The following is a 20,891-nucleotide window of genomic DNA, read 5'->3' on the forward strand; positions in this document are numbered from 1 at the left end:
CTGACACCGGGTTTTCTATTTTTCCAACGGTGCCCGCGAATGTTCAGACCGTTATCGATTTTCATCGGCACGCGCTATACCCGCGCCAAGCGCCGCAACCGTTTTGTTTCGTTTATCTCGATGACCTCGATGATCGGCCTCGCCCTGGGCGTATTGGCGATGATCGTGGTGTTGTCGGTGATGAACGGCTTCCAGCGTGAAATGAGCTCGCGCATCCTCGGCATGGTGCCTCATGCCACCATCGTTGGCGTGAACCCGATTGATGATTGGCAGCCAGTGGCCGCCGCCGCGATGAAGAACCCGCAAGTGACCGCTGCGGTGCCGTTCACGCAGATGGACGGCATGTTCTCCTACAAGGGCGCGATGCAGCCTATCGAGATCAGCGGCGTCGACCCGGCCCAGGAAGGCAAGGTGTCCATCGTGGCCCAGCATATCGTGCAGGGTAAGCTCGAAGACCTGAAGCCCGGCGAGTTTGGCGTGGTAGTGGGTGAAATCACTGCGCGACGCTTTCGCCTGAATGTCGGCGACAAGCTGACCCTGATCGTGCCGGAAATCAGCAGCGCACCCGGCGGAATCACGCCGCGCATGCAGCGTTTGAATGTAGTCGGCATCTTCAAGGTCGGCGCCGAGCTGGATGGCTCCATGGCCCTGATCAACATGGCCGACGCCGCAGAGATCCAGCACTGGCAGCCAAACCAGGTGCAAAGCGTGCGCCTGGCGGTGAAAGACCTGTACGCGGCACCCAAGGTGTCGGCGGACATCGCCGCCAGCCTGGGTGCGGCCTACAAGGCGGACGACTGGACCCACACCCAAGGCAGCCTGTTCAGCGCGATGAAGATGGAAAAGACCATGATCGGCCTGCTGTTGCTGATGATTGTCGCCGTCGCCGCGTTCAACATCATTGCCACGCTGATCATGGTGGTGAACGACAAGGGCGCGGACATTGCGATCCTGCGCACCATCGGCGCCACGCCACGGCAGATCATGGCGATCTTCATGGTGCAGGGCACGGTGATCGGTATTGTCGGCACCTTGATCGGTGGCGTACTGGGCGTGATTGCGGCACTGAACGTGAGTGAACTGGTGGGCTGGATGGAGCGGGTGACCGGGCAGCACATATTCAGTTCGGATGTGTATTTCGTCAGCAACTTGCCTTCGGAGCTGCAGGGTGGGGATGTGGTGCTGATTTGCACGGCAGGGTTTGTGCTGAGCTTTTTGGCGACGCTGTATCCGGCGTATCGGGCGGCGAAGATTGAGCCGGCGCATGCGCTGAGGTATTCGTAGTATTCAAGACCGCTTTCGCGAGCAAGCCCGCTCCCACATTTTGACTGCATTCCAAAGGATGTACTCGGTCGAATGTGGGAGCGGGCTTGCTCGCGAAGAGGTCGGCACGGATTGCATTAATCTATCTTGGGCAACTCAATCACAAACCGTGTCCACCCAGCCCCGGACTCACAAAAAATCCGTCCCCCATGCGCCCGCACAATCGACTGGGTAATCGCCAGCCCCAATCCTGCATGCTCACTGCTACCCTCATGGCGCGCCGGGTCTGCGCGGTAGAACCGATCAAACAACCTCGGCAGCAACGCCGCTGGAATGCCTTCTCCGGTGTTCTCGACGCAAAGTCTCACCCCATCCTCGATGCGTACACGCACCTCGCCACCCTGAGGGGTAAACCGCAGCGCGTTATCCAGCAAGTTTGACAGGGCCCGGCGCAACATCCCGCGATCGCCCGTCGTACGGGCAGTGCCTTCGCGGATCAGATTGACGTGTGCGTCCTCCGCCAGCAGCGTGAAGAACTCCAGCAACGCGTCGACTTCATCCTCGAGCACCAACGTTTCGCGCTTGGGCACCAACAAGCCGTGGTCGGCCTTGGCCAAATACAACATGTCGTTGACCAATTGGGCCATCCATTGCAGCTCTTCCAGGTTGCTGTGCAACGCCTCGCGATAATCCTCCAGCGGTCGGGGCTGCGTGAGGATGACCTGGGTCTGGGTCAGCAGGTTCGATAACGGGGTGCGCAGTTCGTGGGCGATGTCGGCAGAGAACGCTGAGAGGCGCTGGAACGCATCGTCCAGGCGACCGAGCATGGCGTTGAAGGCTTGGGCCAGTTCCGCCAGTTCCACTGGCATGTGCTGCTGGGGCAGGCGTTGAGTCAGGGAGTGCGCCGACACGCCTGCGGCCACTTCACCCATGCGCCGCAATGGCCGCAGCCCACTGCGCGCTGCCCAGGCGCCGAGCAGCGCCGTGGCCAGGGCCGATAGGCCGACGGTGAGCCAGATGAGGTGCTGCATGCGTTGCAGGAAGTGTTGGTGGTGGGTGATGTCGAGCATCAGGCTCAGTTGCGGGGAGTTCGGCTGGCCCGGCATCAGCGGCACGTTGTAGATGCGGTAGTCGGTACCTGCCTTGTGCAGGCGATGCAGTCCGGGCGACGCGGGCAGCGTGACGCCCGGTGCGTCGTCAAACCAGAGCTGGTCGGCAGCGCTGATGCGCAGGGCGAGATCGGGTTGGCGGCTGAGTTCGGCGCGCAGCTGCGCTTCCTTCTGGCTGAATTGCTGCGGCGTGTCGACGCCCAGCAGTGTGCTGCGCAGGGCCACCAATTTGCTGTCGAGCAACTGCTGATCCAGTTCGATAAAGTGCGCTTCGCTGGCATGGTTGAACAACACGCCGGCCAGCAGCGACACCACGGCGGTACACGCCGCAAACAGCAGCGCCAGGCGGCTGGCCAGGGAGAGGCGCTTGATCAATTGAAGCGTTCCTCCAGCACGTAACCCATACCGCGCACGGTGTGGATCAGCTTGTTGGGGAAGTTGTCGTCGACTTTCAGTCGCAGCCGGCGAATCGCCACTTCGATGATGTTGGTGTCGCTGTCGAAATTCATGTCCCAGACCTGGGAGGCGATCAGCGACTTGGGCAGCACTTCACCTTGGCGACGCAGCAACAATTCCAGCAGGGAGAACTCCTTGGCGGTGAGGTCGATGCGTTGGCCGTCCCGTTCGACGCGGCGGCGAATCAGGTCCAGGCGCAGATCGGCCAGCTGCAGGGCGGTTTCCTGGGGCGTGCTGCCGCCTCGACGCAACAGGCTGCGTACACGGGCGAGCAGTTCGGAGAAAGCGAAGGGTTTGACCAAGTAGTCGTCGGCGCCTAGTTCCAGGCCGTGCACGCGGTCTTCTACTGCGTCACGGGCGGTGAGGAATAACACTGGGGTCTCTTGCCCGGCGCTGCGCACCGCCTGCAGGATTTGCCAGCCATCGCGGCCAGGTAGCATCACGTCGAGAATCAGCAGGTCGTAGTCGCCGGTCAAGGCGAGGTGCTGGCCGGTGGTGCCATCGGCTACCAGTTCGGTGGTAAAACCAGCCTCGGCCAAGCCTTGGCGCAGGTAGTGGCCGGTTTTTGGTTGGTCTTCGACGATCAGCAGTTTCATGGGCGGCTCTTGGTAACGGTGCGCGACGGGCTTTATACCGTGGGTTACAGGGTAAGGGCGCAACCTGACAAAGTTGTAATCTAGCAGTCAGCTGGCTGGCAGCGGCGCAATCTTAGAGTGCCTCTCAAGCGAGTCACACACTTTTGGAGAGATAGCGATGGCGTTGCGTACACCCCTGTTGTTGGCGGGTTGCCTGTTGGTGTTGAGTGTTGATGCAATGGCGGATGCGGCCCATACCTATGCGTTTGGCCATGCAGCAGCGGCGACGGAGGCGACGCGCACCGTGGAAGTGACACTGCAGGATATTTCCTTTTCGCCCAAGTCTCTGGATGTAAAAGCCGGTGAGACGGTGCGCTTCGTGCTCGTCAACAAGGGCCAGTTGCTCCACGAATTTAACCTGGGCGATGCGGCGATGCATGCCGAACACCAGAAGGAAATGTTGCAGATGCAAGCCAGCGGCATGCTCACTGCCACCGGAATGGGCAAGATGGACCACGCTGCAATGGGCCATGGCGCGATGAAGCATGATGATCCCAACAGCGTGTTGGTCGAGCCCGGTAAAACCGCCGAACTGACCTGGACCTTCACTAAGGCCACGGGCCTTGAATTTGCCTGCAACCTTCCAGGGCATTACCAGGCGGGCATGGTCGGCAAGCTCAACGTCGATTGATCCGGTGTTGCTTAGGCGCGGGCGCAAAGGCTGGTAGACTGGCGCGGTTTATTTAGCCAGGTTTCCGCCATGCATCCCGCAGCCGAACATTCGCCGCTGGGCAAGTCCAGTGAATACATCTCCACTTACACACCTTCGTTGCTGTTCCCGATTCCGCGTACCGCCAAGTGGGCCGAGCTGGGCCTGAGCGCCGAGACCTTGCCCTACAAAGGCGTGGATTTCTGGAACTGCTTCGAACTGTCCTGGCTGCTGCCCTCGGGCAAGCCGGTGGTGGCCATCGGTGAATTCAGCATCCCGGCGGACTCGCCGAACATCATCGAGTCCAAGTCCTTCAAGCTGTACCTCAATTCGCTGAACCAAACCGCGTTTGTCGATACGGCAAGCCTGGAAGCGACCCTGCGCACCGACCTGAGCGCCGCTGCCGGCAAGCCTGTGCTCGTGCGCATTCGCCAACTGGCCGAAATCGAGGCCGAAGGGGTGATGGCGTTGCCCGGCGTGTGCATCGATGACCTGGATATCAATGTCAGCAGCTATGAGCACCCGCGTCCGGAACTGCTGCGCTGCGATGATTCGCGCATTGTCGAGGAGAGCGTGCACAGCCATCTGCTCAAATCCAACTGCCCGGTCACCAGCCAGCCCGATTGGGGCAGTGTGGTGGTGGAGTACCGTGGATCAGCGCTGGATCACGCTAGCCTGTTGGAATATATCGTGAGCTTTCGCCAGCATTCGGACTTCCATGAGCAGTGTGTTGAGCGAATCTTTCTCGACCTGCAGCGCTTGCTCAAGCCTGAGAAATTGACGGTGTATGCGCGGTATGTGCGCCGTGGCGGGTTGGATATCAACCCGTACCGCAGCACCGAAGATGTGGCGTTCCAGAACGTGCGTCTGGCACGGCAGTAAAATTGAAAAGCCCCGCGATTGTGGGGCTTTTTGCTGTCAGATCCCAATATTGCCCAAGGTGATCATGATGTTGCGCAATGTCCCGGAAATCACCGGGTGCTCAGCGTCGAACTCTATGGCGGCTTGGTTCACATCGTCGGAAATACTGGGCGTCTGGGTGGCCGGTTCCAATTCAAGTTGCACTTCGAATTTGGCAATCAGCTCTTCGAGGGCTTCACGTTTTTCTTCCGACAGCGGGGGATCCTGTTCCAATTGCCCGCGCAGGATCTCGACCTGTTCTTCCAGTTTTTTGCGATCAGGCATGACGTGTTTCCTTTTATCGATAGTCACTGGCATAGACCGCGGCACGCCGTGAAAGGTCTACGGGCTGGCCTGTAGATTAATCCACCTGCGCCAACTGTGCATGATCTCGATCAGGGCTTCTCGCCTTTGAGCTGGCGCAGGCTGATATCCGCCAGGCAGGTGCCGAGCTCGCCAAGGTGGTCGATCACTGAGTGCACGCCCAGCCCATACAGCGCTACGGTGGCTTTGCCACGCTTGTACTCGCGCTCTTGCTCGCTCAATGCCTGCCATTGTTCGGGCGCCATGCCGCACAGCGAGCCGCAGGACGCCAGGCCAATGGTCCACAACCCGGCATTGAGCGCAGATTGCAGCAAGCGCGGCTCACCGCTGACCAAGACACAGCCTTCCAGGCGCTCGATGTTCAGCTCCATCAAGGCCTGCCAGCACGCGTGTGGTGCGGGCCAGCGAATCGAGGAGGGTGACGATGCCTTGAGCCAGTCGGGTAACTCAGCGGCGAGTGGGGTGGTGACCGAGGGGGGGAGCTCATCCAGCCAGGCGCAGGGAACCCCTTGCTCCTTGAGGCTGCGCAGGATTTTCAGGGCGCCGGGGGTTGCCAGGGAATTGGGGGAGGGTGAATCAGTGCGCGCCCGGGAACCAAAATCTACCAGGCAACCACTCAGGCCAAACAGAACAGCGGTCAGGGCAGGCGCGCTGGCGGTGGCAATCTCGGCGTGGGGCATATCGACATCCCTGAAATAGCTGTGACGCTATCGGGACAGGATGACAAGCCGATGACATCGGCGTTATTTGTAGGGAAATTGTGCATTTTCTGCATGACGTTTCCCGGTTGCTGCCTAAATCCATACTTCCGTCATATACTGACGGCCTTATTCAGGGCATAGCGCCCATGACAGATCAATCAAGGAGCAAAAGCTATGCGCTGGAGCCACTACTTCGCTCAGCTATCCGTGTGTGCCACTGTCCTGCTGGCCCCGTTCGCCGTCCAGGCTGCATCGGAAGATGATCCATGGGAAAGCGTCAACCGCCCGATCTTCACCTTCAACGACACCGTTGATACCTATGCGCTCAAGCCATTGGCCCAGGGTTATCAGTTTGTCACTCCACAATTCGTGCAAACGGGTATCCACAACTTCTTCCGCAACATCGGCGACGTCGGCAACTTTGCCAATGACGTGTTGCAACTCAAGCCTCACGCAGCCGGCGTTGACACCGCTCGCCTGCTGTTGAACACCACCTTTGGCGTGCTGGGCTTTATTGATGTCGGCACCAAAATGGGGCTGCATCGCAACGATGAAGACTTCGGCCAGACGCTTGGTTACTGGGGCGTCGGCAGCGGTCCTTACGTGATGCTGCCACTGCTGGGCCCAAGCACCTTGCGTGATGCGCCGTCCAAATACGTGGACAGCTACACCCAGCCGTACCGCTACATGAACGATATCGGGTGGCGCAACAGCACCTTCGGCCTGAACATCGTCGATACCCGTGCCAGCCTGCTCGACAGCGAGAAGCTGATCACCGGCGACAAGTACACCTTCATTCGTAACGCCTACCTGCAGAACCGTGAGTTCAAGGTCAAGGACGGCAAGGTTGTCGACGACTTCTAAGTTGTGATGTTTTGAAATGAAAAAAGGCGACCCAGGGGTCGCCTTTTTTGTGCGCGAATTTCAGTGCATTTTCAGGATCTTGAGGCCCAGGTGCTGGTCTTCTCCGGCGGTTTTTGTCCATACCACTTCGGTGTCGGCTTCCAGGCCTTTCAGGGCTGCGTGCTCTGAGTCGATGCGCACCTTCAGTCGGTCGCCGACCTTGAACTGGCGGGGTGCCTGCACTTGCATGCCGGAGCTGGAAAGGTCCACGCAAACGGCGGCAATCTCCTGCCCTGCGTGGATCAAAGATACATCGGCATCTACACGCATACGGATGAAATCGCGTTTTTCGGCGTAGTCGCGCGCGTGTTCGCTCATGGGCTCCATCCTTACTTTGTGTTGTGGTCGTGCGTGTTCTTATAACTCCCGGTGATTTGCGATGTAAAGACGCTCGGCGACCATCGGCATGAGCTTGAAACCCCTGACGGATGGGAGTACCGTCTGCGCCTTAGAAGGGCACCTCTGCTTTACAGTTGTGCGTGGGCCAAAAGCCCGTGCTTTGTAGGACAGAGAGGCTAGAAAGCGAATCCAGTACGTGAGCCCGGCCATTGTCGAGCCACCTACGCCAACCTAATTCTGGCGCCGTTTGCCCACATGCAAAAAACCAGTGCCACGCTGCTGATAATCGATGACGACGAAGTAGTGCGCGCGAGTCTCGCGGCCTATTTGGAAGACAGTGGCTTCAGCGTCCTGCAGGCCAGCAACGGCCAACAGGGTCTCCAGGTGTTCGAGCGCGACAAGCCCGACCTCGTGATCTGCGATCTGCGCATGCCCCAGATGGGCGGCCTGGAGCTGATTCGCCAGGTGACCGAGCTTGCTCCGCAGACGCCGGTGATTGTCGTGTCCGGTGCCGGGGTGATGAACGATGCCGTCGAGGCCCTGCGCCTGGGCGCTGCGGATTACCTGATCAAACCCCTGGAAGACCTGGCGGTACTGGAGCACTCGGTGCGCCGTGCCCTGGATCGTGCACGTCTGCTGCTGGAAAACCAGCGCTACCGCGAAAAGCTTGAAACCGCCAACCGTGAGCTTGAAGCCAGCCTGAATCTGCTCCAGGAAGACCAGAACGCCGGTCGCCAGGTGCAGATGAACATGCTGCCGGTCAGCCCATGGACCATCGACGAGTTCCAGTTTGCGCACCAGATCATCCCGTCACTGTATTTGTCGGGTGATTTTGTCGACTACTTCCGTGTCGATGAGCGGCGTGTTGCGTTTTACCTGGCCGATGTTTCCGGCCATGGCGCGTCTTCTGCTTTTGTTACGGTGTTGTTGAAGTTCATGACGACACGGCTGTTGTTCGAATCCAAGCGCAATGGCACCTTGCCGGAGTTCACCCCTTCCGAGGTGCTTGGCCACATCAACCGAGGCCTGATCAGCTGCAAGCTGGGCAAGCACGTGACGATGGTCGGCGGCGTTATTGATGAAGAAACCGGTCTTTTGACCTACAGCATCGGCGGTCACCTGCCGATGCCGGTTTTATACACTCCAGACAGTGTGCGTTACCTGGAAGGCCGTGGTCTGCCCGTAGGCTTGTTTAATGAAGCGACCTACGAGGACCACATCCTGGAACTGCCGCCGACATTTAGCCTTACGCTGATGTCTGATGGCATCCTGGACCTCCTTCCAGAGCCTACACTCAAGGAGAAAGAAGCCGCCTTGCCCCAAAAGGTCAAGTCGGCAGGCGGCAGCCTGGATGGCCTGCGGCAAGTGTTTGGATTGGCCACGCTGGGGGAGATGCCGGATGATATCGCCCTATTGGTGTTGAGCAGGAATCTTTGATGAGTACCGGAAGAATCCAATTCGCCGAGCAAGACGGGACCTTCGTCCTGAAGTTTGTCGGTGAAGTGCGCCTGACCTTGTGTTCGGCGCTGGATGCGACGATTGAGCGGATCTTCACTGCGTTGAATTTCTCGGCGATCGTGATTGATCTGACCGAAACCCGCAGCATCGATAGCACCACCCTTGGGCTGTTGGCCAAGCTGTCCATTCTGTCTCGGCAGAAGGTCGGCCTGTTGCCTACGGTCGTCACCACCCACGAAGACATCACCCGTCTGTTGCAGTCCATGGGTTTCGATCAGGTGTTCAACATCGTTGACCGCCCAATCCCTTGCCCGGAATGCCTGACCGACCTGCCGTCCCAGGACCAGTCCGAGGAAGTCGTGCGGATCAAGGTGCTGGAAGCGCACAAGATCCTGATGGGGTTGAACGAGTCCAATCGGGAAGCATTCCACGACCTCGTCAACGCCTTGGAGCGCCACTGATATCCAGCTGAAAATATGATCAAAATGTGGGAACGGGCTTGCTCGCGAATGCGCTCCCCCAACACCGCATTTCCAGCTGACATAAAAAAGGGCGGCACCCTCACAGGTGCCGCCCTTTTTGTCTTCGCCTGCCTTACAGCTTGGCAGTCAACAGCGCTTCCAGCTTCTCCTGGTCCCGAGCAAACTGGCGGATGCCTTCTGCCAGCTTCTCAGTCGCCATCGCATCCTCGTTGGACTCCCAACGGAACTGCGCTTCACTCAAATGTACCCGCGCTTCACCGGCATGACCCGGCGACAGCTTACGTTCCAGCTTACCGTTATCAGCGGCCAGTTTCTCTAGCAGGTCAGGGCTGATGGTCAGGCGATCGCAACCGGCCAGCTCTTCGATCTGGCTCAAGTTACGGAAGCTTGCGCCCATGACTACGGTCTTGTAGCCATTGGCCTTGTAGTAGTTGTAGATGCGTGTCACCGACTGCACGCCTGGATCATCAGCGCCGGTGTAGTCGTTGCCATTGGCTTTCTTGTACCAGTCGTAAATACGGCCCACAAACGGCGAAATCAGGAACACGCCCGCCTCTGCACAAGCTACGGCCTGGGCAAAGGAGAACAGCAGGGTCAGGTTGGTCTGGATGCCTTCTTTTTCCAGCTTCTCTGCAGCGCGGATGCCTTCCCAGGTGGACGCGATCTTGATCAGTACACGGTCACGACCAATACCGGCCTTTTCGTACAAGTCGATCAAGCGGTGCGCACGTTTGAGCACGGCATCAGTGTCGAACGACAGGCGGGCATCCACTTCGGTGGAAATGCGCCCCGGAACCACTTTCAGAATCTCTTGGCCCACCGCCACCGCGAAGCGGTCGCTGGCCAGGCCCACGTCACCGTTGCAGTCCTTCACGCACTCGTCCAGCAGCTTGGCATAAGCAGGGATCGAGGCGGCCTTGAGCAGGAGGGAAGGGTTGGTGGTGGCGTCTTGCGGTTTGACCCGGGCGATAGCTTCAAAATCGCCGGTATCGGCTACGACAGTGGTGATTTGCTTGAGTTGTTCCAGCTTGGAAGTCATGGGCGTGCTCTGTCCTATGGGTCTGTTGACATTACCCGAGCGCTGACAGGCGCTCAAGGCGCAAATGCGTTCGATCGTTTGCGAGGGCAACAACCTGAAAACGGCCGTTTGAAACATTGGCCTTGGTGCTAAATAGGAGGGCAAAACGGCCGGCAGGTTCAACCGAATCCCATAAGACCGGATTCAAACCCGCAGGCACCGCCCGTGTGCTCAACGTCCTTCCAGCAACGCCCCAGCCTGATCCAGCAACGCCAACGGATCACTCGCCTTGTGAATGTCCACCGACAACAACTGCCTGAACTTGCGCGCCCCCGGAAAGCCCGTCCCCAGCCCGAGAATATGCCGGGTGATATGGTGCATCGAGCCACCGGTCGCCAAATGCTCGGCAATGTAAGGCCGCAGCTGCGTCAACGCCTCCGCCCGACTGATCACCGGCGCGTCACTACCAAACAACCGCTGATCCACTTCCGCCAGCAAGTACGGATTGTGATAAGCCTCGCGACCCAGCATCACCCCATCAAACGTCTGCAAATGCTCTTGGCATGCTTCCAGCGTCTTGATCCCGCCGTTAAGCACAATCTCCAAATCAGGAAAGTCCCGCTTCAACTGAGCCGCCACGTCATACCGCAACGGCGGAATGTCGCGGTTTTCCTTGGGCGACAACCCTTCCAGAATGGCAATTCGCGCATGCACCGTAAAACTGGTGCACCCCGCCTCTTTTACTGTGCCGACGAAATCACACAACTCGGCATAACTGTCCCGCCCATTAATTCCGATGCGGTGCTTCACCGTCACGGGAGTCGACACCGCATCTCGCATTGCCTTCACGCAATCTGCTACCAGCGCAGGGTGCGCCATCAGAATCGCGCCGATCATATTGTTCTGCACCCGATCGCTGGGGCAGCCGACGTTCAGGTTCACTTCGTCGTAACCGGCAGCCTCGGCCATGCGGGCGCAGGCGGCCAAGTCGGCGGGGACACTGCCGCCCAACTGCAGCGCGAGAGGGTGCTCTGCTTCGTTGTGGCGCAGGAAGCGCTCGTGGTCGCCGTGCAGGATCGCACCGGTGGTGACCATCTCGGTGTAAAGCAGGGCGTGTTTGGAGAGTAGGCGTAGGAAGAACCGGCAGTGGCGGTCGGTCCAATCCATCATCGGCGCGACGGAAAAGCGGCGGGAAAGCGGTTGCGGTGGAACGGTCGTCAGGGGCATTGGGCAATCTGAGTGGGTAGGGCAGAGTGCGCGAGTTTATCAGGAATCCAGAGGCAGGATTCCGGGCCTACCTCTTCTCAGCGCTTGTGTGATTGCCTGGGCTCACCCTGTAACAACCGTCCCTTTATGAAAAATCTCGCGTCGTGCCCGGCGACTTATATTCTCATGTTTGCTTAGCGCGTAAATCTCATCAAAACGGCGGCGATCAATGCCGTCATATTTACCGAGCTCTTCAAAAACCAACCGATCGTAATCGTGCTCGATCACGAACCGGAAAATTTCCCGACGGTAATAAAAGCCGAATTGAAACGCTAGGACTTCAGTGAGGTGGTCCGTGGGGGTGAGGAAGCAGTTTTCCAGATCGATTGCCTTGGCTCGTGTGGGTTGCTGCGGATCGATCATTACGTTGTTGGCCCAGAAATCCATGTGGACGATGTCTTTGCTGTGTAAAGCATGCAGCAGATTAAAGGACACGTGAATTAGGTTCTGAATGTTGCGTTCGCGCTTGAGCCATGTGAGCCCATTAAGGTGGCCGTCGAGCATTTCGGTGAATATGAAGAATTCCTGGATCAGGCCGAGAGCTGATTTCCTGTAGCCGAAACCATACAGGCCGGCGACGGGGGCGCCGCGTTTTTGTGCGCCTAGAGTATTGATGACTTCTTCTACTGGCCAGTCGAACGCTCCGTCACGCTTTGCGCGCCCGAACGTCACTCTAAGCTTTGGTCTGAGGCTGTCAAGGGGCTGGGATTTGGCGAACAGGTCGTTCTCCATCCCTTTGAGGGGAGCACTGACGCGGTCTCGCAATTGAAGGCGGGCGTCGATCAAATCCTCAATTGCTTGCTGAGCGCTGGAGTCGGTGCGGTTAGCGGTGAAGATCGTCGCGTTGCGGTGGTTGAGGGTTGCAGGAAAGCTCTGGAGCACGGTGTTGTCAGGAAAGCTCAAAACACATCCTTGTTGTTCGTGAAATATGACAGATATGTTACAGGCTGCACCTATTGGATCCAACCTGAACATCACCTGTCTAAACATTAAATTTAAGTCATAAAGGTAGCTTTAAGGGTTTTCCATAATTGACTGTGCTTTGTTTTTGTGAGTTTTTTTACCGTGTGGTTGACGGTCAGCACTGAAATTCTGCTGAGTTTCATGGCGCAAGTGGGCGGGATTTTTGTTCTTCGGGAGGGAAAAATTGGCGTGAAAAAATAATTGCGTGGTGCAATAATGGCATTGCGCCATTATTTCAAACTTTAAGTGCTAACAATGAAAACAACACTTTATGCGAAATTTTTTATCGTTTTAGTTACGCTTTCGCTGGTCTACGCCATTTATAGGTTGACCAGCGAGTTGGTATGAATGGTCTTAAGCGGGATTTGAGCTTTTGTATTGGCGGAGCAGGACGCGGCCAACCACGAATATGCACCCAAGTACTAACCCTAAAAAGGCGCCAAGTGCGGCAGATTTTTTACTGTTTTTGCTGTTGCCGATTTTAACTTCGTCAAGCGTGTTGAAGGCTCTCAGGCTATTTTCAGGAGCTAAAGCTGGCAGGTTAAGCGCAATGGCTTCGTTATTCGCAGTGTCCATTGCTGTCTTGAGTTGAGACTTGGCTTGCTCTGCGGAGGGTGCGGTGGCTGACGCTACGTAGAGAACGGCCTCATTTCTACCTGTCTTAGGACCGCTTTCTTTTAATGAAATGGATTGCGATGCCATGACGCCCATGGAGGTGTAGAAAAGATCATTCTGTATTGAGCTATACAGCTGCAGTTCTACTTGCGGTGGTGAAGTTCCGGCTGCCAGCTCTTTTTTATTCACTTCGTTATATAAATTATAAAGTGATGATTTTGTGATGTAAGTGCTGGCCGTCCATTCCTCTGCCGACGTCATATAGAGGGACAGTGAAATGACAGCGCCTGCGACTGTTGTTGCCAGGATAATTATCTTATTGGTCCAGAGGGCTTGGATCAGCGGGACCAGATCTATCTCATCACTAGGACGGTTATTTGAATTCGTTGAAATGCTCACGAAAAATTCCTTTCTAAACGTGCCCGAATTGTAGAGAAAAAAACACATCGAGACACTTTTTATTCCCGTGTGGAATAGATGCGAATATTTCTTGTTTGAAGATGCGTCATTTAGTGCGATCACTACCCTCCGCACCCTGAACCGTAGCTGTCGCTCATTGAGGTTTCATGAATGCCAGCGTCTCACCGGCATACGATCACCCAAACGATATAAACGTTCACGCCTCAGCCTTCAGGGACTTGAAAAATGCGCTCGAACCTTATCAAAGCCATGATCATTGCCGGCGCAGCGTTGGTTATTAGCGCATGTTCAGGCATGAGCACCAGCACGTGCCTCTCCGAAGGTTGCCAATCCCTCGATGGCCACGGATCTGGCAACGCGACCAGAGTAAACTTCGGAGGAAGCGGGATTGGTAATAGTTTCAACCAGTACAGTTCCGACTTGCTGCACGATTGAGATCGAAGTGGGCAGATTTACCTGCCCACTTAGCTTTTATCTACCTAATCAATGCCCGCCCGGCATGCGCCGTGCTATCAGGTAAACGCCTAGTCCGACCAGTGCCGTGGCCGCTCCGATATAGCCGGTACTGGTCCATCCCAGTCCCGCGCTAATCGCCATCCCGCCAAACCACGGGCCCAGTGCGTTGGCGAGGTTGAACGCCGCATGATTGGACGCAGCTGCTAGGCTAGGCGCCTCGTGCGCGATGTCCATCAGGCGGATCTGCAGCGGTGCGGCCATTGACACCATGGTGCCCACCAGGCCGATTCCCAGAAGTACGCTCCACAACGACCCGGCGGCAAACGGGAAGAGCACCAGCACGGCCATCGACCACACCAGGATCAAGCCCACCGCACGGAACTGCATGCGATCAAACAGCTTGCCGCCGGCGATGTTGCCGATGATGCCACCCACGCCAAACGCCGCCAGCCCAAACGGAATCCACTGCGGCGACACTTTGGTCACTTCGAGCATGGTCGGGGCGAGGTAGCTGAACACGCAGAACATGCCGGCAAAGCCAATAGCACCGATAGAGAGTGCCATCCACACCTGGGGTTTGGTGAAGGCGCGCAGTTCCTTGCGCGGGTCGCTGCGTTGTTCGTCGTGGCGGTGGGGAACGAATTGCCAGACCAAGGCGATGGTGCACAGGGCGATCACGCTGACCAATGCGAACGCCGAGCGCCAGCCCAAGTGTTGGCCGAGGAAGGTGGCAATGGGGTTGCCGAGCAGCATGGCCAGGGTCAGGCCCATCATTACGCGTGCGACAGCGCCAGCACGTTTGTCAGTGGGCACCATGCTGGAAGCGACCACGGCAGCGATGCCGAAATAGGCACCGTGTGGCAGGCCGCTGATAAAGCGGAAGGCCACCAGCGAGCCGAAGGTCGGGGTAAACGCCGTGGCCAAGTTGCCCAAGGCGTACAGGCCCATCAGCAACAGCAGCATGTGTTTACGTAGTAATTTGGCGCCGAGAATCGCCAGCAGTGGGGCGCCGACCATGACGCCCAGCGCGTAGGCGCTGATGGCATGGCCGACTTGGGGTTCGCTTAAGCCCAAGTTCTGCGCGATGTCGGGCATCAAGCCCATGATGGAAAATTCGCCGGTACCGATCGCGAAGGCGCCCACGGCCATGGCAGCTTCCATTTTGGCGGCGCTGCGCGCGGGCAGTACGTGCCCGGGTGTTTGCTGGATAGTCATGGGTAACTCTGTGTGGATGGGGGGTACGAAGAAGAGCCGTCGATGCTACGCAAGCGGCGGCGAAGGTGTCTAGAACAGCCGTTGGCGTGAGAGTTCCAGGCCTGTGACCTCAGGTCGCGGCTGCCACGCTTGACACCGGCGCGTTAAAAGCTGCGATTTAGAGCTGTCAATTGGCCAAACGGCGCATAAACGCCGTTTGCCGTGATATTCTGCGCGCCGTCTTGGTCTAGTCTCTTTCTGGTGCGTACATCCGTATGCGTCCCAGCGATTGGCTGTCGCCCAGGTAGCTGAAGCCAATAATGATAAAAAGTCAGCGCAGAAGGGACATAAAAGTGAGGTCGATACATCGACCTTGTGTGCCCACCCTGCGGCCCTCAAGTGAATGTGCAAACCCCGCGGTGCGTTGCCTGGCGCAGCGTAATGGTGGCTTGCTCATGATCCGGGGTGGTAGGGCGGATGGCGTTTTATCATAGGTGCTACTGATGTTTAAAAAAGTAAACACTGCCTTGCTAGGGCTGGCTTTGTCGCTGGGGATCAGCTCCGTTCACGCGCAAGAGGCAAAGAAAGTCGATGTGCTGCTGATCGGCGGCGGCATCATGAGTGCAACCCTGGGTGTATGGCTCAATGAGCTGCAGCCGGACTGGTCGATGGAGATGGTCGAGCGCCTTGATGGCGTGGCCGAAGAAAGCTCCAACGGCTGGAACAACGCCGGTACCGGTCACTCGGCCCTGGCTGAGCTGAACTACACCCCGGAAGACAAGAACGGCAACGTTGAGATCCCGAAAGCGGTCGAGATCAACGAAGCGTTCCAGATCTCCCGTCAGTTCTGGTCCTGGCAGGTCCAGCAGGGCGTGCTGAAGAACCCGCGTTCGTTCATCAACTCCACGCCGCACATGAGCTTTGTGTGGGGCGATGACAACATCAAGTTCCTGAAGAAGCGCTACGAAGCCCTGCAAGCGAGCCCGCTGTTTGCTGGCATGCAGTACTCCGAAGACCCGGCGCAGATCGCCAAGTGGGTTCCGCTGATGATGGAAGGGCGTGACCCGAACCAGAAAATCGCGGCCACCTGGACCCCGATCGGCACCGACGTGAACTTCGGCGAGATCACCCGCCAGTTCGTTGCTCACCTGCAAACCACGCCGAAGTTTGACCTGAAACTGTCGAGCGAAGTGCAGGACATCACCCGCAACGCCGACGGTTCGTGGCGTGTGAGCTACAAAAACCTGAAAGACGGCACCAAGACTGAAACCGACGCCAAGTTCGTGTTCATCGGCGCCGGCGGCGGTGCACTGCACTTGCTGCAAAAGTCGGGTATTCCTGAAGCCAAGGACTACGCGGCCTTCCCGGTTGGTGGTTCGTTCCTGGTTACCGATAACCCAGCTATCGCCGAGCAGCACCTGGCCAAGGCCTACGGTAAGGCTTCGGTTGGCGCACCGCCGATGTCGGTTCCGCACCTGGACACCCGCGTACTGGATGGCAAGCGCGTAATTCTGTTTGGCCCATTCGCCACCTTCTCGACCAAGTTCCTGAAAGAAGGCTCGTACCTGGACCTGCTGACCAGTACTACCACCCACAACATCTGGCCGATGACCCGTGTTGGTGTGCGTGAGTACCCACTGGTCGAGTACCTTGCTGGCCAACTGATGCTGTCGGATGACGACCGCTACAACGCCCTGAAAGAGTACTTCCCGAACGCCAAGAAAGAAGACTGGCGCCTGTGGCAAGCCGGTCAGCGCGTGCAGATCATCAAGCGTGACCCAGAGTTGGGCGGCGTCCTGAAACTCGGTACCGAAGTGGTCAGCTCTGCCGACAACTCCATCGCAGGCCTGCTGGGTGCATCGCCAGGCGCGTCCACCGCGGCTCCGATCATGCTGACCGTGCTGCAGAAAGTGTTCAAGGACAAGGTTGCGACCCCTGAGTGGCAGGCCAAGCTGCACCAGATCGTACCGAGCTACGGCACCAAGCTGAACGACAGCCCGGAAGCGGTTGCCAAGGAGTGGGCCTACACCGCCGGCGTCCTGCAACTGACTCCACCGCCTGCAATTCCGCAACTGGCTGCTCCAAAAGCCACCGAGGCTGCCAAGCCTGCGGCTGAGCCGAGCAAGCCTGCGTCTGACCTGGCGCTGTAAGCCAAGTCGAGATGCAACAAAGCCCGCTGAACCGGTAACGGTCAGCGGGCTTTTTATTGGGCGTTGGTTGGCGATGGCGTGCCCTGGCTTATCGAGCAGCCGGATTACCTACGCCTTTGCTGCTGCGTTTCGGTCGCAACGGGTTCAGCAATCCGACAGACACGACCTGTTAAAAATATCCCAGAGCCAAGCAGGAGCGAGGCTGTAGCAAGGGGGCATTTTTTACCGGTGTATGTGTTGGGCGATCACGCCCGAGGAATGTGTATGTTGCTACGTTATGCGGCATTGGCGGCGGTCGTCGTCGCGGCGTCCGGGTGTGTGCAAGAGCGTGTTGTGCATGAGCGTGGGCCGGTGCAACGGGAGTATGTTGAAGTCGTTGCTCCGCAACCGCCACCGGTCCAAGTGATCGAAGTCGAGCCCGCACCCCGTTACGGTTATATCTGGTCGCGCGGCTACTGGCGTTGGGAAGGTGGGCGATACGTCGCGGTACACGGTCACTGGGAGCAGGTGCGCGAAGGTTATCGTTACGTGCATCCGCACTGGGTACAACGCAATGACGGCTACCACTGGCAGGTGGGGGGCTGGATACGTTGATCCCGGCTAGATCGAAGCGGCCACTGTGTGTGGCGTGGGTTAATCGGAACAGGTAAAAAGATTGCCCGACTTACCCCATCGACACGCCTGTAGACGACCGTAAAGAGAGACAGTCCATGACCGACCGCCACCTCATCATCCCTGCCGCCATGCACCCTATTGTCGAGCGCGCCGGTTACGTCCCGGCAGTAAAGGTCGGCAACACCCTTTACTGCGCCGGGCAGGTCGGTCGCACACCAGAACTGGCTGTGATCGACGACCCAGAGGCGCAATTCGTCGCCGCCTGGGAGAACCTGCGAGTGGTGTTGGAGGAGGGCGGATGCAGCTTCGACGATGTGGTGGACATGACCACTTACCACGTCAACATGAGCCAGCACATGGCGGTTTTTCGTGAAGTGAAAAACCGCCTGTTTCCACGCGGGCATTGCGCCTGGACGACGATTGGCGTGTCAGAACTGGCGCATCCCGGTTTGTTGGTGGAAATCAAATGTGTGGCCGTACAGCGCTGAGTTATTGAACCACGCGATAACACGGCACATACGCCGCGCCACCTGGCAATTTCATGCGGTGCTGCGCCACGAAGGCCTGCAGCAACTCGTCCAGCGGTTTCATGATGGCCGGGTCGCCGTGGATCTCGTAAGGGCCATTTTGCTCGATCAGACGGATACCCTTGTCCTTCACGTTGCCTGCCACAATGCCTGAGAACGCGCGGCGCAGGTTGGCGGCCAACTCATGCGGTGGCAGCGAGTGGCTCAGTTGCAGCGCGGCCATATTGGCGTGCGTTGGGTCGAACGGGCGCTGGAAACCCTCATCGATCTTCAGCAGCCAGTTGAAGTGGAAGGCGTCATTACGTTCGCGACGAAATTGCTTCACTGCCTTGAGCCCGGCGGTCATCTGGCGAGCCACTTCGGCCGGGTCGTCGATGATGATCTGGTAGTGCGCCTGTGCGGCCTCGCCCAGCGTTGCGCCGACAAACGCGTGCAATTGCTGCAGGTAGGGCGCTGCGTGTTTTGGCCCCGTGAGGATGACCGGGAACGGCAGGTCACGGTTGTCCGGGTGCATCAGGATACCCAGCAGGTACAGGAACTCTTCAGCCGTGCCGGCGCCGCCCGGGAAGATGATGATGCCGTGGCCGACACGCACGAACGCTTCCAGGCGTTTTTCGATGTCCGGCAGGATCACCAGTTCGTTGACGATCGGGTTCGGCGCCTCGGCTGCGATGATGCCCGGCTCGGTCAGGCCCAGGTAGCGCCCGCCGGTGATGCGTTGCTTGGCGTGGGAAATAGTCGCGCCTTTCATCGGGCCTTTCATTACACCAGGGCCGCAACCGGTGCACACATCGAGGCTGCGCAGGCCCAGTTCGTGGCCGACTTTCTTGGTGTATTTGTATTCTTCGGTATTGATCGAGTGCCCGCCCCAGCACACCACGATTTTCGGCTCGACACCGGGGCGCAGGGTGCGGGCGTTGCGCAGCAAGTGGAACACGTAGTCGGTGATGCCTTGGGAATTGCTCAGGTCGATGCGCTGACTGTCCAACTCGTTCTCGGTGTAGACGATATCGCGCAGGGCGCTGAACAGCATTTCACGGGTGCTGGCGATCATTTCGCCATCGACGAAAGCGTCGGCCGGAGCGTTCAACAGTTCGAGGCGTACGCCACGATCCTGCTGGTGGATACGCACCTCAAAGTCTTTATAGGCGTCGAGAATGGTCTTGGCGTTGTCGATATGCGCGCCGGTGTTGAGGATGGCCAGCGCGCACTGACGAAAGAGGGTGTAGATGCTGCCGGTACCGGCTTCGCTCAGTTGCTGGACTTCACGTTGGGACAGGGTTTCGAGGCTGCCCTTGGGGCTGACGGAGGCATTGATGACTTGACGTTGGGGCATTCTGATTCCTTGAAGGCGCAGCCACCGCGCCCTTGATGGCGCCGCGATGGCTTGAGAAGGGTGGGCGCCGAATTCGGTCGCACGGGACGGTTTTTTACCTCAGGCCCAAGGCCGAGTGCAAACCCCGTCCGGCACCATCATGCCGCAGAACTTACTGAATCAGCTTCCAGTTTTTGTAGAAAACCCGACGCAGGGTAAAGACCATCCCGGCAAAACCCGCAATCACGGCGTTGAGCACCGAAGGCAATGGGGTCGGCCGCACGATATCGATAAACAGGCAGTAACGCTTTGCGTCGTTTTTGTTGAAGGACGCATGCATCAGCGTGTCATCGAAGATAAACAGCGGGTCGTCGTGCCAGTAATGCTTGTGCTTGCCAACCTGGATGTACACGCCGTCGTGATGGGGCGCCGGCGCCATGTTGTAGAGCACGCGGAACATCATGCGCAGGGGGCCGAAGTGAAAGGAGGTCGAGCGGTTTTCGTTAAACACGGACACACCGATGGTTTTCACGAACGGCAGTTTTTCCCGGAGTTTCGGAATGTCGAGGGTGGTTTCGATGGGCCGTCCGTACCATTGGAAAAACAGCATGCCGCGCTTTTTTTCCGCCATGCGCTCGTCCAGGTAGCCGATGATTTCATCCTTGTGGGCCATGGCGTCGTCGATCACCTGTTGCAGGTCTTCACGCCACGCGGCGGGCAAGTCGTTCATCGTGTAAACGTGGCGGTTGCGCGAACTCAGCAGGTCGAACAGCGTGTTGAACGGCGCCAACAGCCAGGTGTTGCGACCACTGCCAATGAAGTATTTCTTGATGGTCGCGCGGTCGTATAGGCCGTTGCGCAAAAAATCGTAGACACCGCACACCAGCACCAGGGCCAGGAACACCAGGGTAGTAACCGGGAAGCAATAAATGATCAGCAACACGCCCAGCACCCAGGCGGCCGAAACCATTCTCTTGCGGATGACACTCGCACTCATGCAGCTCAGCTCCAGCGGGGAAGATGTATAGACTCCAGCCCCCGGCATCGCGATCCGCCAGGCTTTGAAATATATGGAAACAATCTCCTTATAATAGGGCTTTATCCCTCAGTCGGGCGTTTTAAATATTGCGAAA

The 20,891-nt window shown here is 58.0% G+C and carries 22 protein-coding genes; 10 read left to right on the forward strand and 12 right to left on the reverse strand.

Annotation, left to right across the window (positions count from 1 at the left end; translation table 11 throughout):
• Nucleotides 1–39 precede the first annotated feature (39 nt).
• The gene (locus HF257_RS09495; protein ID WP_185709364.1) at nt 40–1,284 is read left to right on the forward strand and encodes a lipoprotein-releasing ABC transporter permease subunit; all 1,245 of its coding nucleotides are present in this window, start codon (nt 40–42) and stop codon (nt 1,282–1,284) included.
• Nucleotides 1,285–1,400: 116 nt separating this feature from the next.
• Here the strand turns inward: HF257_RS09495 and HF257_RS09500 are convergent, their stop codons facing one another.
• The gene (locus tag HF257_RS09500; protein ID WP_185709363.1) at nt 1,401–2,747 is read right to left on the reverse strand and encodes a heavy metal sensor histidine kinase; all 1,347 of its coding nucleotides are present in this window, start codon (nt 2,745–2,747) and stop codon (nt 1,401–1,403) included.
• Complete coding sequence (locus HF257_RS09505; RefSeq protein WP_185709362.1) at nt 2,744–3,424, reverse strand: heavy metal response regulator transcription factor; 681 nt, start codon at nt 3,422–3,424, stop codon at nt 2,744–2,746. The genes HF257_RS09500 and HF257_RS09505 overlap by 4 nt, the downstream gene beginning before the upstream one ends.
• Nucleotides 3,425–3,581: 157 nt before the next feature.
• Here HF257_RS09505 and copI point away from each other — a divergent pair, with 157 nt between their 5' ends.
• Both copI and queF read left to right on the forward strand, forming a co-directional pair.
• A complete protein-coding gene (copI, locus tag HF257_RS09510) occupies nt 3,582–4,094 on the forward strand; it encodes a copper-resistant cuproprotein CopI (RefSeq protein WP_185709361.1) in 513 nt (170 codons plus the stop codon).
• Between the two features lie 69 nt (nt 4,095–4,163).
• Nucleotides 4,164–4,994 carry an NADPH-dependent 7-cyano-7-deazaguanine reductase QueF gene (gene queF, locus HF257_RS09515; protein ID WP_185709360.1) on the forward strand — a complete coding sequence of 277 codons (831 nt, stop codon included), beginning with the start codon at nt 4,164–4,166 and terminating at the stop codon, nt 4,992–4,994.
• Between the two features lie 36 nt (nt 4,995–5,030).
• On the opposite strand, the gene HF257_RS09520 is transcribed toward queF, so the two are convergent.
• Both HF257_RS09520 and HF257_RS09525 read right to left on the reverse strand, forming a co-directional pair.
• Nucleotides 5,031–5,297 carry a DUF4404 family protein gene (locus HF257_RS09520; RefSeq protein WP_185709359.1) on the reverse strand — a complete coding sequence of 89 codons (267 nt, stop codon included), beginning with the start codon at nt 5,295–5,297 and terminating at the stop codon, nt 5,031–5,033.
• Between the two features lie 110 nt (nt 5,298–5,407).
• Entirely contained in the window at nt 5,408–6,016 is a 609-nt protein-coding gene (locus tag HF257_RS09525) for an HAD family phosphatase (RefSeq protein ID WP_185709358.1), read from the reverse strand.
• A gap of 195 nt (nt 6,017–6,211) precedes the next feature.
• Between HF257_RS09525 and HF257_RS09530 the strand changes: the two genes are divergently transcribed.
• Nucleotides 6,212–6,901, forward strand: a complete 690-nt coding sequence (locus tag HF257_RS09530) for an MlaA family lipoprotein (RefSeq protein WP_185709357.1) — start codon at nt 6,212–6,214, stop codon at nt 6,899–6,901.
• Nucleotides 6,902–6,961: 60 nt separating this feature from the next.
• On the opposite strand, the gene HF257_RS09535 is transcribed toward HF257_RS09530, so the two are convergent.
• Nucleotides 6,962–7,258, reverse strand: coding sequence for a PilZ domain-containing protein (locus tag HF257_RS09535; protein WP_185709356.1), 297 nt, complete (start codon nt 7,256–7,258; stop codon nt 6,962–6,964).
• Nucleotides 7,259–7,534: 276 nt separating this feature from the next.
• Between HF257_RS09535 and rssB the strand changes: the two genes are divergently transcribed.
• Entirely contained in the window at nt 7,535–8,716 is a 1,182-nt protein-coding gene (gene rssB, locus HF257_RS09540) for a two-component system response regulator RssB (RefSeq protein ID WP_017737359.1), read from the forward strand.
• Nucleotides 8,716–9,198 carry an anti-sigma factor antagonist RssC gene (gene rssC / locus HF257_RS09545; protein ID WP_010566476.1) on the forward strand — a complete coding sequence of 161 codons (483 nt, stop codon included), beginning with the start codon at nt 8,716–8,718 and terminating at the stop codon, nt 9,196–9,198. Before rssB ends, rssC begins: the two co-directional genes overlap by 1 nt.
• Nucleotides 9,199–9,331: 133 nt before the next feature.
• Here the strand turns inward: rssC and tal are convergent, their stop codons facing one another.
• The 4 genes from tal to HF257_RS09565 all read right to left on the reverse strand — a co-directional run bounded on the left by tal (nt 9,332) and on the right by HF257_RS09565 (nt 13,480).
• Complete coding sequence (tal, locus tag HF257_RS09550) at nt 9,332–10,258, reverse strand: transaldolase (RefSeq protein ID WP_185709355.1); 927 nt, start codon at nt 10,256–10,258, stop codon at nt 9,332–9,334.
• A 210-nt stretch (nt 10,259–10,468) separates the two neighbouring features.
• Nucleotides 10,469–11,464 (reverse strand): tRNA dihydrouridine(20/20a) synthase DusA, encoded by a 996-nt coding sequence (gene dusA / locus HF257_RS09555; protein ID WP_185712083.1) that lies wholly within the window; start codon nt 11,462–11,464, stop codon nt 10,469–10,471.
• A gap of 102 nt (nt 11,465–11,566) precedes the next feature.
• The gene (locus HF257_RS09560; protein WP_185708692.1) at nt 11,567–12,406 is read right to left on the reverse strand and encodes a lipopolysaccharide kinase InaA family protein; all 840 of its coding nucleotides are present in this window, start codon (nt 12,404–12,406) and stop codon (nt 11,567–11,569) included.
• Between the two features lie 414 nt (nt 12,407–12,820).
• Nucleotides 12,821–13,480: a Wzz/FepE/Etk N-terminal domain-containing protein gene (locus tag HF257_RS09565; RefSeq protein ID WP_185712084.1), complete on the reverse strand. Its 660-nt coding sequence runs from the start codon at nt 13,478–13,480 to the stop codon at nt 12,821–12,823.
• Between the two features lie 246 nt (nt 13,481–13,726).
• On the opposite strand from HF257_RS09565, the gene HF257_RS33290 reads away from it, so the two are divergent.
• The gene (locus HF257_RS33290; protein WP_233081476.1) at nt 13,727–13,936 is read left to right on the forward strand and encodes a hypothetical protein; all 210 of its coding nucleotides are present in this window, start codon (nt 13,727–13,729) and stop codon (nt 13,934–13,936) included.
• Nucleotides 13,937–13,984: 48 nt separating this feature from the next.
• Here HF257_RS33290 and HF257_RS09570 read toward each other — a convergent pair whose 3' ends face one another.
• A complete protein-coding gene (locus HF257_RS09570) occupies nt 13,985–15,172 on the reverse strand; it encodes an MFS transporter (protein ID WP_185708693.1) in 1,188 nt (395 codons plus the stop codon).
• A 482-nt stretch (nt 15,173–15,654) separates the two neighbouring features.
• Here HF257_RS09570 and mqo point away from each other — a divergent pair, with 482 nt between their 5' ends.
• From mqo to HF257_RS09585, 3 genes are all read left to right on the forward strand, one after another.
• On the forward strand, nt 15,655–17,301 hold the full coding sequence (gene mqo, locus HF257_RS09575; RefSeq protein WP_185708694.1) for a malate dehydrogenase (quinone): 1,647 nt from the start codon (nt 15,655–15,657) through the stop codon (nt 17,299–17,301).
• A 264-nt stretch (nt 17,302–17,565) separates the two neighbouring features.
• A complete protein-coding gene (locus tag HF257_RS09580) occupies nt 17,566–17,895 on the forward strand; it encodes a YXWGXW repeat-containing protein (RefSeq protein ID WP_185708695.1) in 330 nt (109 codons plus the stop codon).
• A gap of 116 nt (nt 17,896–18,011) precedes the next feature.
• Nucleotides 18,012–18,404, forward strand: coding sequence for a RidA family protein (locus HF257_RS09585; RefSeq protein WP_185708696.1), 393 nt, complete (start codon nt 18,012–18,014; stop codon nt 18,402–18,404).
• Nucleotide 18,405: 1 nt separating this feature from the next.
• Here the strand turns inward: HF257_RS09585 and ppnN are convergent, their stop codons facing one another.
• Nucleotides 18,406–19,779 carry a nucleotide 5'-monophosphate nucleosidase PpnN gene (ppnN, locus tag HF257_RS09590; protein WP_185708697.1) on the reverse strand — a complete coding sequence of 458 codons (1,374 nt, stop codon included), beginning with the start codon at nt 19,777–19,779 and terminating at the stop codon, nt 18,406–18,408.
• Between the two features lie 151 nt (nt 19,780–19,930).
• On the reverse strand, nt 19,931–20,755 hold the full coding sequence (locus HF257_RS09595; protein ID WP_185708698.1) for an aspartyl/asparaginyl beta-hydroxylase domain-containing protein: 825 nt from the start codon (nt 20,753–20,755) through the stop codon (nt 19,931–19,933).
• Nucleotides 20,756–20,891 lie beyond the last annotated feature (136 nt).

The sequence above is a fragment of the Pseudomonas cremoris genome (assembly GCF_014230465.1).